The 13,739-nt window shown below is 58.3% G+C and carries 15 protein-coding genes and 1 tRNA gene; 10 read left to right on the plus strand and 6 right to left on the minus strand.

Annotation, left to right across the window (positions count from 1 at the left end; translation table 11 throughout):
• The 6 genes from KQI65_12190 to KQI65_12215 all read right to left on the minus strand — a co-directional run.
• Positions 1 to 1,675, minus strand: a 1,675-nt coding sequence (locus tag KQI65_12190; GenBank protein MCB2205498.1) for a hypothetical protein, incomplete at its 3' end; no start/stop codon positions are given.
• Positions 1,676 to 1,871: 196 nt separating this feature from the next.
• On the minus strand, positions 1,872 to 2,651 hold the full coding sequence (locus KQI65_12195; protein ID MCB2205499.1) for an RNA methyltransferase: 780 nt from the start codon (positions 2,649 to 2,651) through the stop codon (positions 1,872 to 1,874).
• Positions 2,651 to 3,049, minus strand: coding sequence for a hypothetical protein (locus KQI65_12200; GenBank protein MCB2205500.1), 399 nt, complete (start codon positions 3,047 to 3,049; stop codon positions 2,651 to 2,653). Before KQI65_12200 ends, KQI65_12195 begins: the two co-directional genes overlap by 1 nt.
• A complete protein-coding gene (locus KQI65_12205) occupies positions 3,046 to 4,572 on the minus strand; it encodes a 5'-nucleotidase C-terminal domain-containing protein (GenBank protein MCB2205501.1) in 1,527 nt (508 codons plus the stop codon). Before KQI65_12205 ends, KQI65_12200 begins: the two co-directional genes overlap by 4 nt.
• A gap of 61 nt (positions 4,573 to 4,633) precedes the next feature.
• Positions 4,634 to 4,705: transfer RNA gene (locus KQI65_12210), tRNA-Glu, on the minus strand.
• Positions 4,706 to 4,809: 104 nt separating this feature from the next.
• Complete coding sequence (locus tag KQI65_12215; protein ID MCB2205502.1) at positions 4,810 to 5,442, minus strand: cation transporter; 633 nt, start codon at positions 5,440 to 5,442, stop codon at positions 4,810 to 4,812.
• Between the two features lie 82 nt (positions 5,443 to 5,524).
• On the opposite strand from KQI65_12215, the gene KQI65_12220 reads away from it, so the two are divergent.
• The 10 genes from KQI65_12220 to KQI65_12265 all read left to right on the plus strand — a co-directional run bounded on the left by KQI65_12220 (position 5,525) and on the right by KQI65_12265 (position 13,700).
• A complete protein-coding gene (locus KQI65_12220) occupies positions 5,525 to 5,815 on the plus strand; it encodes a hypothetical protein (protein MCB2205503.1) in 291 nt (96 codons plus the stop codon).
• Between the two features lie 45 nt (positions 5,816 to 5,860).
• On the plus strand, positions 5,861 to 6,793 hold the full coding sequence (locus KQI65_12225; protein ID MCB2205504.1) for an ABC transporter ATP-binding protein: 933 nt from the start codon (positions 5,861 to 5,863) through the stop codon (positions 6,791 to 6,793).
• Positions 6,790 to 7,608 (plus strand): ABC transporter permease, encoded by an 819-nt coding sequence (locus KQI65_12230; protein ID MCB2205505.1) that lies wholly within the window; start codon positions 6,790 to 6,792, stop codon positions 7,606 to 7,608. Before KQI65_12225 ends, KQI65_12230 begins: the two co-directional genes overlap by 4 nt.
• Before the next feature lie 3 nt (positions 7,609 to 7,611).
• A complete protein-coding gene (locus tag KQI65_12235) occupies positions 7,612 to 9,273 on the plus strand; it encodes a hypothetical protein (protein MCB2205506.1) in 1,662 nt (553 codons plus the stop codon).
• 189 nt (positions 9,274 to 9,462) lie between these two features.
• Positions 9,463 to 9,696, plus strand: coding sequence for a cold shock domain-containing protein (locus KQI65_12240; GenBank protein ID MCB2205507.1), 234 nt, complete (start codon positions 9,463 to 9,465; stop codon positions 9,694 to 9,696).
• Between the two features lie 118 nt (positions 9,697 to 9,814).
• Positions 9,815 to 10,429, plus strand: a complete 615-nt coding sequence (pgsA, locus tag KQI65_12245) for a CDP-diacylglycerol--glycerol-3-phosphate 3-phosphatidyltransferase (GenBank protein ID MCB2205508.1) — start codon at positions 9,815 to 9,817, stop codon at positions 10,427 to 10,429.
• Between the two features lie 2 nt (positions 10,430 to 10,431).
• Positions 10,432 to 10,914: a phosphatidylglycerophosphatase A gene (locus tag KQI65_12250; protein MCB2205509.1), complete on the plus strand. Its 483-nt coding sequence runs from the start codon at positions 10,432 to 10,434 to the stop codon at positions 10,912 to 10,914.
• A 54-nt stretch (positions 10,915 to 10,968) separates the two neighbouring features.
• Complete coding sequence (locus tag KQI65_12255) at positions 10,969 to 11,739, plus strand: hypothetical protein (GenBank protein MCB2205510.1); 771 nt, start codon at positions 10,969 to 10,971, stop codon at positions 11,737 to 11,739.
• 4 nt (positions 11,740 to 11,743) lie between these two features.
• On the plus strand, positions 11,744 to 12,607 hold the full coding sequence (gene ispE / locus KQI65_12260) for a 4-(cytidine 5'-diphospho)-2-C-methyl-D-erythritol kinase (protein MCB2205511.1): 864 nt from the start codon (positions 11,744 to 11,746) through the stop codon (positions 12,605 to 12,607).
• Between the two features lie 88 nt (positions 12,608 to 12,695).
• Complete coding sequence (locus KQI65_12265; GenBank protein ID MCB2205512.1) at positions 12,696 to 13,700, plus strand: hypothetical protein; 1,005 nt, start codon at positions 12,696 to 12,698, stop codon at positions 13,698 to 13,700.
• Positions 13,701 to 13,739 lie beyond the last annotated feature (39 nt).

A 13,739-nucleotide genomic window follows, 5' to 3' on the forward strand; every position in this document is an offset into this window, starting at 1 on the left:
CGCGGTCGACCATGCCTTCGCCTTCACCGGTGGAAACACCTTTCCCCGCGCCGCCTTCGGCTCCGCCGGAAAGTCCTTCCCCGTCAAAATTCTCGCCGATGACGATGTCGCGATCAGACATCCCGTCACCCTCACCGGTGGAAATGCCTTTGCCGCGTCCACCCTGGCTGCCGTCACCTTCGCCCATGCCCGATGCCCCGGAATTACCGGATTTGCCGTAATCGGACATTCCGTCGCCCTCGCCGGTTGATGGACCCTTGCCCCGCCCGTTCAGGGCCAGGGGATCGTCCATGGTGCCGACACCGTCGGGACAACCGTCGTCATCCTTGATGCCGTTGTAGGTTTCGGGCACGAGGGGACACTGGTCGATGCCGTCCCAGATACCGTCGCTGTCGGTATCACGGTCGAGGGGATTGGTACGGGTTTCGACGATTTCCCTGTCGTCGGTGATGCCGTCGCCGTCGGTATCACGCTTGTTGGGATTGGTGTGATGATAGGCGATTTCCTCATAGTCGTTGAGGTCGTCACCGTCGGAGTCGCCACTGTCCACTTTCGTAAAATACGTCGACACTTCGTTGTAATCGAACACGCCATCGCCGTCCGTATCCGGCTTGAGGGGATTGCTGTGATGCACCCGCACTTCGGCGTAATCCGTCAGTCCATCAAAATCCGTATCAACAAGGGTCGGATCGGTTTTGAAGCGCACCTCATCCGCATCCTCGAGTCCGTCGCCATCAGTATCCCGGTTGAGGGGATTCGTCCCCGTGCGATAGATTTCCTCGAAATCCGAGAGTCCATCCCCGTCGGAATCATCCGCATAGGGCTCGGTACGGAAAATCGTCACCTCGGCATAATCGTCGATCTGATCGTTATCCGTATCCGCCTTGCGCGGATCCGCCTGGAAATGCTGCGTCTCCTCGAAATCCGAGAGTCCGTCCCCGTCCGAATCCGGGTTGTACATATCACTTCCGAGTCCTTCCTCCGACCAGTTCGGCAGCAGATCGCCGTCGTAATCGTCGTTGCGGAAAAGGAAGACCTTCAATCCGATCGTCGCGGTAATGAGGTTGTCGTTGACTTCTTCGGGACGATAGGCGCGCGACCCGCCGTCCTTGATATACTCGATAGTGAGGATGCGCTCGTCATAGGCATCCAGATCACCTTTGAAAATCATATTGTAGCGCAGTTCGGTGCTGATGGCGACTTCATGCGTGACAAACACATCGAGTCCCATCCCGAACGGCACGGAAATCGTCCCGGGCATGTCGGCGTCGGGACGCACGGTGACCTGGTTTCCGCCGTGATCCTGCGCATCGTACACCGTGATGCCGGCGCCCAACAGAAAATACAGGTCGAAGATGGATATCTGCAGCGGGGAATACTGCAGCATGAGGTTGAAGGACGTATACTCGGTTTCCCGCTCGGCGTCCGTCCCGCCGAACTGGTAGTCGTACAGCTCCGGATCCACCGCCGCGCGTTCACGCAGGTATGAGAACTGTCCGTAATCCACGGAAATACCGGCGGACAGAAAAGTCCGCACAGTGTACATGGCGGACATCGAAAGCTGACGGTTGTCGTCCCTCGATGTGAATTCCCCCAGGTAACGGTTCAATCCCCCCGCTCCGCGGAAAGACAGCAGTCCCTGCGAATACCGGGATCGGTATTCCTCGTCGAGCATACCCATGTCCTGCGCATGCAGCAGTGGCCGTGCGAGGGATAGGAGGAAAACGAGGGCTAGTATTTGAAAAAGGATTCCTCTCCGCGTCAGGCGCATGGGGAAATTAATCCTTCAGGCTGTTCAGATGTATTGTATAAAGCCAATGTACAGAAGAACATCTAATAATACCAAGCAATTCAGGAGGACACATAAAGTATTATTTCAGGGAGAAGGCATAGGCAAGAATCGCATGCGCAATGGCGATATTCAACGATTCCGTTCCTCCGCCCGGGATACGCAGCGTTCCCGAGGTACGCGCAAGAATGGGGGAAGCCACTCCGTGCGCTTCGCTGCCGAGGAGGATGATGGGGTTGGCGGACGGGAAATCCGCCGGCGCCCTGCCCTCTTCCGCCGCAGTGGCGACGAGGGGACGACCGGTCCTCTCCGCCTCGCGTTCGAGCCAGTCGAAATCCGGGTACACGCCGATGTTCAGGCGCAATGCCGAGCCCATACTTCCCCGAAGGGTTTTTGAATTAAAGGGATGCACACTGTCGGCGCTCAGCAAAAGGGATGCGCCGTTAAACCATTCCGTCGTGCGCATGATGGTGCCGAGATTGCCGGGATCGGCGATGCCATGCAGTACGAATACCGGACGATCGGCCGGAGCGGCATCCAGCGCGGCACGGGGATCGGTCGCGGGCATGTCGACCAGCGCGAAAATGCCCTGGGGATGCGGCGTGTCCGAGAGCTTGCGGGCATTGCGCGCGGAGCAGTGAAGCACCGAAACGCCTTTTTTCTCCGCCAAATATGCACTTTCTGCATATTTTGACGCCATTTCCGACTCGATAACGAGCATTTCCGTGCGCAAATCGCTGCGAAGCACGTCGCCGACGAGCCTCTCCCCTTCCAGCAGCAGCTGTCCTGCAGCCTCGCGGTGCTTTTTCTCATGCAGGCGCGCAAAATCCTTCGCCTGCTGCTGTGTGAGCGTACCGAACATCAGTTGTACTTCGCACCCTCGTTGATCCAGGTACGGATGCCTTCGAGCTGATTGTCGTTGATGATGATGGGCACGTCGATCGGATGCGGCAGTCGTCCGTCAATGCGCTGCATGAGGAGACTGCCGTTCGCGTTTCCGGGACGCACGATCGCAGGGTTTTCCGTCGTTTCGGAATACGAGGCGAGACTCAAAGACCCTGCCCGCGTCGACGCGTCATGACAGCCGATATTGGCGCAGCGCAGGTTGAAAAAGGGCTGCACATGCTGGGAATAGCTGACGTTGGATTCCGGGAAGACGATTTCATCACCAGGACGCGTCCCCTCATCGTCACAGCCCGGCATTGAGGAAATCAGTACCACGGTCAGCAGCAGCGACAGCAGCGTCATGGGGATTTTCATGGTTTTACTCCGATAAGCGTGATACGTCCTTCAACTTGCGATCGCACGTTCTTCTGTTTGCGCACGGCATCAATGAATACGTCGCGGTCCACATGCGTGGGCAGCACTTCGTGCACCTCGATTTCTGCCTCGGGCAAACCGAACACGTCGTGCAGGTGTCCGCCCACATAATTGCTGGTTACCACCGAGTACACTTCATCGTTCTTGATGTTCCGGCCATTGACCGTCGCCCGCCTGATGCGCTGTGTCGCGGGAGCCTCGTAGTCGAAGGTGTACGCGAGTCCGCTCACCTGGCAAAACTCACCGGTCACCATCGCCTGGTGATGAATCATCTCGCGAAGCTGTGCGCCGGACACCTGAAACATAACAAAATGATTTCCAAAAGGCGCGATTTCCCAGATGTCGCGGAGGGTGATGGGACCCGCGTCGAGATCCTTGCGTATCCCGCCGCTGTTCTGAAACGCGACGTCCGCTTTCGCGTATGCGCGCATGACATCGGTTTCCCAGTTGCCGATGTTACTTTCGCCTTCGCGCGAGCGCTTCCAGTCCGTTTCCAGCGTGCCGATCTGCTCACTGAGTCCAGCCGCTACTTCTGATTCCAGCTCCTCCACCAGCGCGCCCACCACGGGATCCGGCGTCACATCCGCCACCACCGTGGGAAGCAGTTTCCCGAAGGATTTCACCACGCGTCCCTCATCCGCATCCACGGTGAGGGAAAGGCGTCCGAGAAATCGCCCCTTATCCCCCGCCTGTGCGATCACTGTGCCGTTGATTTTTTTCGGCACCCACAGCGAGGTGTGGGAATGTCCCCCGACGATCACATCGATGCCGTCCACATTCGTGGCCAGGGCACTGTCGACTTCCACGCCCATGTGACTGAGGACGATGAAAAATTTCACCCCGAAATCCCGCTCCAGCTCCTTCATCGTCTGCCGCGTGACCATGGCCGGATCGAGTACATCGAGATCCTTCACGTTCTCGCGCAGACTCAGTTCCGCCAGGTCCGGCGGCGCGAGTCCGATGACCCCGATGGCCATGCCGTCGCGATGCAGCACGCGGTAGCGCGGTACGAACGGTGCGCCGATGGTTTTATCCCACAGGTTCGCCGACACGATCGGGAAGGTCACCGTGGGAAGCAGGTGCCGGATATTATCCGCGCCGTAATCGAACTCGTGATTGCCAAGCGTCATCACATCCGGTTGTATCAGCTCGAGCAAACGGAACTGTGATCGTCCCTTCGTGATCGAGCTGATCGGCGTGCCCTGAAAATCATCGCCCGCGTGCAGGAGGATGGGATTCGGATCCGCCGCACGTTCGCGGTCGATATACGCCTTGAGCACCGCGCTGCCACCCACCTCGACTTTCCCGCGACTGCCATCATCCTGCGTCAACCAGGTCGTTGTCGGCACATTCTGGGAATGAAAATCATTGTAATGCAGAATGGTCAGCTCGACCATGCGCTGCGCCTGCAGCGGAAGCGCCAGCACGAGCAGAAGGAACATCGAATGTATGAAACGTCGCATCACTATCACCGCGAGTATGGTTAAAAGAGAAAAACCCGCCTTGCGTGGCGGGTTATCACTGTAGCGCGTACGGGAATCGAACCCGTGTTTCAGCCTTGAGAGGGCCGTGTCCTAACCGCTAGACGAACGCGCCAGAACAGATCAGTAAATATACTGCCTTCCGCCGTCCTGCGCAAGAGAATCTAACCACGATGTCTCCAGGAAGGTATTGCTCCGCGACAGCGGAGCAATTCCCTCCTAATGCTCGCAGCTGCAGGCGAGGGTTTCGCTTGAGGCCTTCTCGAAGGCTTCGCGTCCTTCAGAAAAGGCAAAGTATGCGATGCCGAGGCTGCCGAGGAGGTCGAACCAGGCAATGCCGAAGAGTTCGTAGAGTCCGCTCGATGCCAGAAGGATGATTGAGAGGTAGAAGCAGGTGCGCGTGCAGTTGGCGTCGGCGATGATGGCGTCGGAATTCAGCGCCTTGCCGACCGAGAGTTTTGCTTTCATCAAGCCGTACATCGTCAGTATCGACAGCGAGGAAATGATGATGCCCACCAGTGTGGTTTCCGGCTTCACGTCCTGTATGATATTGAGGACGACCCCGGCGAGGAGTCCCGCCGTCAGCAGGTAGAAGCTCACTCCCGTTACGCGCAGCGCCGTGCGTTCAAAGGAATCGCGCTGCATCACCGGCGCGCGCTTCATGCGCATTATCATGTGAAGGATTCCCAGTCCTGAAATCACTTCAACAAAACTGTCCGCCCCGAAGCCGAACAGCGCCAGCGTCTCATCAGCATAACCGAAGTACACAGAGACGAGTCCTTCAATCACATTGTAGACAATCGTAATAACACTGAGTATCAGCGCCCGTCGGAGGAGTTGCTCGTTGTTCATGGTATAGCTAACAGTTTGCAGGTCAGTTGAGTTCTATCTTCCCCGCATAGGAGGGAGTTGCTCCGCTGCCGCGGAGCAGTGTTTGCACCAGACCCCGCTTCGCGTGGCCTGGCGCAGGTATTGTTCCGCTGCGCGGAACGTAGTCGGCAACACCTGCGCTTCGAACAAACACCCGCGCGAAGTCCCGCAGATCGGGACGCAGCGCAAAGAACTCTCCGCGACAGCGGAGAAACACCTGCGCAAAGCGCAAAAAACTCGCCGAAGGCGAAACACCCGCGCGCAGCGCGAAGAACTCTCCGCGACAGCGGAGAAACACCTGCGCGAGGTGCCGCGCAGCGGACCGAAGCGCAAACACCTTTTCTTCGTGGTTTGAGCTGTTATCACTATCTTCTGTGAATCCATCACAAGAGGGTACACCATGTCGATCATACATGCTGAAGGCATTACGAAGGTGTTCAATCCGCGGAAGAAGAATGGCGCGGTGAAGGCGCTTTCGGATCTCTCGCTGGATGTGCGCGAGGGTGAAATTTTCGGATTGCTGGGACCGAACGGTGCGGGGAAAACCACCTTCATCAAGGTGCTGCTGGAAATCGTATTCCCGACGGCGGGACGCGCGGAGCTGCTCGGTGCGCCGGTTGGAACGGCCGCGATGAAATCCCGCGTGGGCTATCTGCCGGAAAACCACCGCTATCCCGATTTCCTCACGGGTGCGGGCGTGCTGAACTATTTCGGCAAGCTGTCCGGTCTTTCCGGCGCGAAGCTTGAAGAACGCGTGAAGGACCGTATGAAGCTGGTCAATATGCAGGATTGGCATAAAACGAAAATCCGCAAGTACTCGAAAGGGATGATGCAGCGTATCGGACTCGCGCAGGCGCTGATCAATGATCCCCAGCTTGTCATTCTCGATGAACCGACGGATGGCGTGGATCCACTGGGACGCAAGGAAATCCGCGATCTTCTCGTGCGTCTGCGCAACGAGGGTAAAACGGTATTCCTCAATTCCCACCTGCTCTCGGAGGTGGAAATGATCTGTGACCGCGTGGCCATCCTCAACAAAGGGAAACTCGTCCGCCTCGGCACCGTGCAGGAACTGACGATGCAGGACAACGTCTTTCGCGTCGGCGTACAGGGAGATATCCCCCAGGAACTGTTCACGCAGTGGGATGCGACGCGCATCCGTGCCGAGCTTGAAGGCACGGTGCTGAGCCTGACCCTTGAAGACGTTTCCACGCTCAACGAGGTCATAGACCAGCTGCGTGCAAGAGGCGTGCTTATCACGGAGATCTCGCAGAAACGACAGAGTCTCGAGGATATGTTCATTGACGTCATTTCGCGGGAGGAAAACGCATGAAACTCCTCGCCATCATTGAACACACCATACGGGAAGGACTCGCGCGCAAGACCATCATCGGCTTCTTCGTAATATCGAGTTTCTTCCTCGCCCTGACCGTGCTCGCCGCCGTCTTCATGCCCGAATCCATTGAAATGGGTAGTCCCGAAGGCAAGCAGCAGACGGTGCAGATCATGACCGATCAGACCATCATTCGTCAGATACAGGCGGGACTCACCGGTTTCATCAATTTCGCCGCTCTCGTTCTGTCTATTTTCGCGACCGCGAGCATCCTCCCCAACGCGATGGAAAAAGGCAGCATCGACCTGCTGCTCTCGAAGCCCGTTTCCCGCCAGGAAATTTTCCTCGGGAAATTTCTCGGCTCGCTGCTTATCGTCTTCGCCAACGTCGCTTACTATATCATAGGCATGTGGCTGATCTTCGGCGTGCGCACCGGATTCTGGAATCCCGGCTTCCTCGCGGTGACGCTGTCCATCACCTATACCTTTGTCGTGCTGTATGGACCGATGACGCTGATAGGGGTATCCTCAAGGAGTTCGGCGCTGACCATTATCGTGCTGTACGTGTTTTACTTCCTCATCAGTCCCATACTCGAATCCCGCGAAGTCATCGCCCAGGTTGCATCCTCGGATGCCATCGCCGATGTACTCAGCGTGTTTTACTACGCCCTGCCTCGCCCCGACGCGCTCGGACAATTCGGCCATGCGCTGGTGACCGGGCTGCCCCTGGAATGGTCCGCCGTATGGACCTCCGCCCTCTCGGCCCTGGCCATGTACGTATGGGCCGCGTACATCTTCCGGCGCAAGGACTTCTGACGGATGTCCCGCCGCCGCGCGTACCCTCAAGAGCAGTCCTTCTACGGAGATACCCTTCTTCTCCTTCTGCTCACGGCCGCCGCGCTGCTGTTTTTCCTGCAGCCGGTGATTGGGACGCATCTGCATATCGGCTTCCCGCTCGATGACGGGTGGATACACGCCGTGTATGCGCGCAGCTTTGCACATGACGGCACATTCTCTTTCAATCCCGGCGAACCGAGCACCGGCAGCAGCAGCCTGCTCTGGACCGTGTTCCTCGCCGCGGGGAGGCTCGCGGGTGGGGGTCCCGTCGCCGTGGCCTGGATGCTCGGCGCAGTCTGCGCACTGCTCCTTTCCCTCGCCTTCCACCGCCTGCTGCTGCGCGGGGACTACGGACGCATTTCCTCCGCCGCCGGAGCCGCGATATTGCCGCTGAGCGGACTGCTGCTCTGGTGGACGCTCTCCGGCATGGAAATCCTTCTCTTCCTGCTCTTCGCCACCGCAGCGATGCTGTTTTTCGTGCAGGGACGACTGAAACTGAGCGGAGTCGCGCTGGCACTGCTGGTGCTCACGCGTCCCGAAGGACTCCTTCTCGCCATCGTGCTCGCCTTCGCCGCCTGGCGCCATGCGCGCAGCTGGCGTCCCGCACTCATCCTGCTCTCCATCTCCTCCATCGGCGTCCTCATCTATGCCGGCTTCAACCTCGCGATGAACGGCACTGTGCTGACCAGCACCTTTGCCGGGAGACGCTGGCTCGCAACCGGGGGACGTCCCATCTCGGATAACCCCCTGCGCATCTTCCCCGCCATCGCCGATATGCTCTATCGATGGACCCGTACCCTCGTCTGGGGCGTCATGCGTGGCGCCGGACCGGGATTGTGGGGTTTGGCTGGGGCCGCGGGGTTGGCGGGGATTTGGGGGATAGCCCGGCGGATCCGGGGTTTCGTAGGGCGGATTCATGAATCCGCCCCACGGCGGGCGTCGATGGGTATGGTTTTAATTGTTTGGATCGCGGGGCACGTTCTCGCCTACGCGATAATGTTACCCTATCCCGGGCACGCGGGACGGTACCTGGCGCCGATGCTGCTGGGGGTGGGATGGTTCGTGGCCTGGGTTCTTCAGGGTTTGACGCGGCAGGAGGTCACGCTGTCCGCCCTACGGCTGCTTGGAGGTTACGTGCTGCCGCGAGCGGTGCTGCTGGCGGCCATGGTCGTGCTCGGCGCGCGGGCGCTGACCGAGTGGCGGGTGGTGTGGCAGAGCAGCGTGGAGCATATCAACAGTGTGCATGTGCGCGCTGCCCGGTGGGTGCACGATGAGACTCCCCCGGATGCGCGCATCGCTGCATACGATATCGGGGCGCTGGGATATTTCGGGAAGCGCTATGTGATCGATCTGGGGGGACTGATCGAACCGGCGGCACTGCCGTACATGCGCGGGAATATCGATGCTTTCATCGATTCGACCAAAGCGGACTATATCGCCATGGTGGCGCCGCATCAGGGTATGTTCACACCGGGTTACATCCCCGCCATGCTCGGATACGGCAACAGCGGCACCGTGCAGGCGACCCTCGAAGCCCATTTCTCCTATCCGGAACAGCGTTACCAGCGTCATGTGACCGTCACCGGCAACGCATATCCCCGGATTATTATTGAAAAAGTCGCCCAAATACCTGCAAAACCGTGAGTTTATACTTGCGTCAAGTCCCTGAGGGAAGTATTTTAGGTCAAAATTCTATCCCCATCCAGCCATGCATCCAGCATATCTCTCCAGCTAGACTGTGGATCAGTCTGTAACCCATGTTTTTCATTGCACGGAGGAACATGGTGTCACTGATGTCTTGGCACTTGTATCACGGGTTTTCTAGGAGGCACTATGGAACAGGGCGTCGTGAAGTGGTTTAACAACGCCAAGGGATTCGGGTTTATCAAACCCGAAGAAGGCGGCGATGTGTTTGTCCACTACAAATCGATCGAGGGCGAGGGTTACAAGAAACTCAAAGGAGGCGAAATCGTCGAATATGAGGCGCAAATGGGGCCAAAAGGCATGCAGGCCACCATCGTGCGCAAGCTGAAGGAGGAACCGGTTTTCGACGAACCGCTGCCCTGATTCCCATATCACTGACATGCATGAGCCTCCCCCCCACCGGGAGGCTTTTTTTGTCCTTAAAATTGCCGTAATTTCAACTTCGCAGCATTCGCCAATAGTGCCGATTCCCCGATTCACAATGTTTTCCACCCTCGCAAATAAGCTCTCGCTCTTCCGGATGCTGCTATCCCCCGTCTTTTTTTTCCTGCTCATCTCGGAAAACACCCTGCTCAATCAGCTTTCGCTGGCGGTGTTCCTCATCGCGGCGGTGACGGACTGGTATGACGGGGAGATCGCGCGGCGCAGCGGCACGGTGACGAACCTGGGGAAATTCCTGGATCCGCTGGCGGATAAATTTCTCACGTCCGCCGCCTTCCTGGCCTTCGCCTTCCTCGCCTACGTCCCATGGTGGATGGTCATGGTCATCGTCATACGCGACCTGCTGATCACGCTGCTGCGCTCGTTCGCGGAAAGCCGCAACATGCATATCGCCACCTCCAAATCCGCCCAGACCAAGACATTCATTCAGATGGCCGTGCTCTACTACTTACTGCTCGTCATCGTGGGACAGGACGTTAGCTGGGTGCGCGGCATCGTCGGCTCGGCCTTCGAGACGCTGCTGCATCCCACACTGACGTACGTGCTGATGCTCGCGGTCACGCTGATCACGCTGCTCACAGGAGTGCAGTACCTGATCGACAACCGGCGCCTCGTCATTCAACTGCTGCGAAAACCCAAACAGATCGCCGGATAAGCATGAAACAGCAAGACGCCGCTCCCCCGCACCCCATTCTTTATGCCTGGTATCATTTCCTCGGGAGTTTTGCGTTTACGGGACACGCCCCGTTCGCATCGGGGACCGTCGGCTCGGCGGCGGCGCTGGCGCTGTACTGGGTGCTGCCGTGGAGCGACAACGGGACGCTGCTCACGCTTTTCGCCCTGGTTTTCCTCTTCCTCGGCATCCCGGCCGCATCGGCACTGGAAAAACGTCATGGCGACGATCCCTCCCTCGTCGTGGTGGACGAAGCGGTGGGCATGTGGCTCGCGGTGGCTTTCCTGCCGAAAATCTGGTGGGTGGCGCTGGCGGCATTCTTCCTCTTCCGCATCTTTGATATTGTCAAACCCGCGCCCGCCCGACAGTTCGACCGCATGCGCGGCGGTGGCGGGATCATGATGGACGATGTGATCGCCGGCATTTACGCGAACATCGTCATGCAGATTGTTGTCGCATTGTTGTAGCGCTGTAAATCCTGCCTATATTGGGGCATTCACGCAACACAGGAAAGGTTTCCGATGACCCGCAACTGCTTTCCGATGACTCGCATCCTTGTACTGCTGCTCCTTGTCCTCCTCCCCGCGGCCAGTCTGCTGGCGCAGGAAGAAGATTATCCCCGCAACCGCAGACAGCGCGGCGGCGGAATCGTGGGCGGCGGCGGCGGCGTAACCCCCACCTGGTATTTCATCAACACCTCTCCGCTCAACAGCGCCCTTGCAGAAAAGGGATTTCCGGCATTGAACGAAGACGGCATGTTCCTCTTCGGGGGACGCGGCTACGCGTACATCATGATCGTCCCGAACCTGCGCATCGGCGGCATGGGATACGGCGGCTCTGCTGAAGAGCGCGTGGATATTGACGGGCTCTATCGCTCGACCAAGCTGGATGTCAATTCCGGCGGCGTCACGATCGAATACGTCATTCCCTTCGGACGCTTTCACATTGCCCTGGGCGGCATGCTCGGCGGCGGCAGCTATACGCTGACGATGACGCAATCCGAGAACAGGGATAAAACCTGGGGAGAACTTTTCCCCGTGGAATTCGAATCCCACGCCGACCGCAGACATGTTCTCACAAGCGATTTCTTCACATGGCAGCCGACGCTGTCGCTGGAATACGAAGTGCATCCTTTCGCCATCGTCGACCTGACCGGCGGCTGGTATGGCGGCTCGACCAGCGACTGGGAAATGGACGACCGTTTCGCGGTGAACGACATGCCGGAATTCGATTTCGGCGGCGGTTTCGTGCGGCTGGGGCTGACGTTCGGACTCTTTCTCGGGGAAAACTGACAGTATGACGGTACGTTCGTACGCCAAAATCAACCTCGGATTGTATGTGCTCGGAAAGCGCGACGATGGGTTTCACGACCTCGCGACCGTCTTTCATCGCGTCAACCTGTACGATACGCTGAGTTTCGAGGCAACGGACAGCGGCGTTACGCTGGATTGCAACAGGGATGATATTCCCCGCGACAGCGGGAATCTCTGTGTGCGCGCAGCAGAAATGCTGCTGCGTGACGAGCGGCACACCGGCGTACATATGTACCTGGAAAAACACATTCCCGCGGGAGCAGGACTCGGGGGCGGCAGTTCCAACGCGGCCGCCGTGTTGCGCGTATTGCCCGAACTGCTGGGACTCAGCGTTCCTGACGAAGAGCGCATGGAAATCGCTGCGATGCTGGGCTCCGACGTCCCGTTTTTTCTGCAGGACGACAGTGCGGAGGCACGGGGACGCGGGGAAATCCTCACCCCCTTTTCCTGGCAGTGTCCTTTTTACATTCTGCTCGTCTACCCCGGCATTCATGTCTCCACAGCATGGGCCTATGGAAGCCTTCGGGTGCGTGAACCGCGTCCCGAACCCGCCCTTCGTGAAAAAATTATGCAGATTCTGCATAATTCAGATGCGCTGGCCACTGTTCTGCACAACGATTTCGAGGAAGTTGTCATGCAGCAGCACCCCGAAATTCGCCACGTTCGCGACCGGATGATGGAAATGGGGTCTGTCGGATCCCTCATGAGCGGCAGCGGATCGAGCGTGTTCGGCCTCTTTGAAACTACAGAACAGGCAGCAGAATGTGCCGCTCAATTCCCTGATCATTACGTCACCTCCGTGACGGCACCCGATTTTTCCCCCAGCCATATGGTCGGTGATGCGTAACTTTCACCGAACATCCCGTGTTGTAGAGAACGAAGCACGGAGGGAAGCCCTGCCGCTCCACCAACCGATCAACAGTTCACCGACGCGCATGCTCACATTCAGACGACTTTTTCTCCCCATCCTCACACTGGCATTACTCTCTGCTTGTTCGGAAGACGATCCGGCGACAATGAGGCATTATTTCAATCCCCTCTGGACGCCGGATGGCAGCGCCGTTGTTGCGGGCTACCTCGAAGCACCTTCAGGCGTGGTGGATGCCGACAACCCGGTTTCCAGCGGCGAGCTCGCAGTGCGGGATTTCGACACCGGCAACCTCCGCATCGTGCCCATGCCCGACGTGCAGACTCTGCACCGACTCTACGATTTCGATCCTTCAGGACAGGCGCTGGCATTTACGCAGAACGGCAGCATCCGACTCTACGATCTGCAGGGACAACTGCTGCTCAACTACCAGCCGGCCGAGGGCGGCGAACCGCAGCTGATGCAGTTTACCAACACGGGAAAATCTTTCGTCTGGATTGGCGGCACACCCGGAAATTACTCGGTGAACCAGTCCACCTACGACATGGCGACATGGACGGTGGAGTCTGAATTCCCCATGATGACACTCGACAAAAATGCGTCGATTATCAGCATGGTGCTGACCGGACAGCGTTCGGTGGCGATCCGGTGGGATGACGGCGAAGTGAAGGAATACGATTTTACCGGGGCGGAACTCAACAGCCTCACCACCGTGCCCTTTACCGACGAAAATCCCTGGCAGCATCGCCTCGTGTACGCCACACGCTCACAGAACCGCTGGCTTTACGTCCGCGATCAGGAGGGCATTTACCAATTCGACCTGGAGACCGGCGAGGCTGATCAGATTCTCGTGGGACATGTGGTGGATTTCGACGTGCAGGGTGAGCGCGCGAGCATGGTGTATGAAACCGGCACCGGCGACACCTGGCTGGCCACGCTCGACGCCACGCCGCTGACGCGTATCGGTCCCCAGAACCTCATGCCCCGCTTCTCCCCCGCCGCCAACGGCATCGCGACCATCGAACGCCTCGACGCGTATACCGATACGTTGAGGATTCAACGCTTGAAATAGTCCCTACAATTCGGTAAGGCGGATTCATGAATCCGCCCT

Source organism: bacterium (assembly GCA_020444325.1).
Lineage (GTDB): Bacteria > Bacteroidota > Ignavibacteria > SZUA-365 > SZUA-365 > BM516.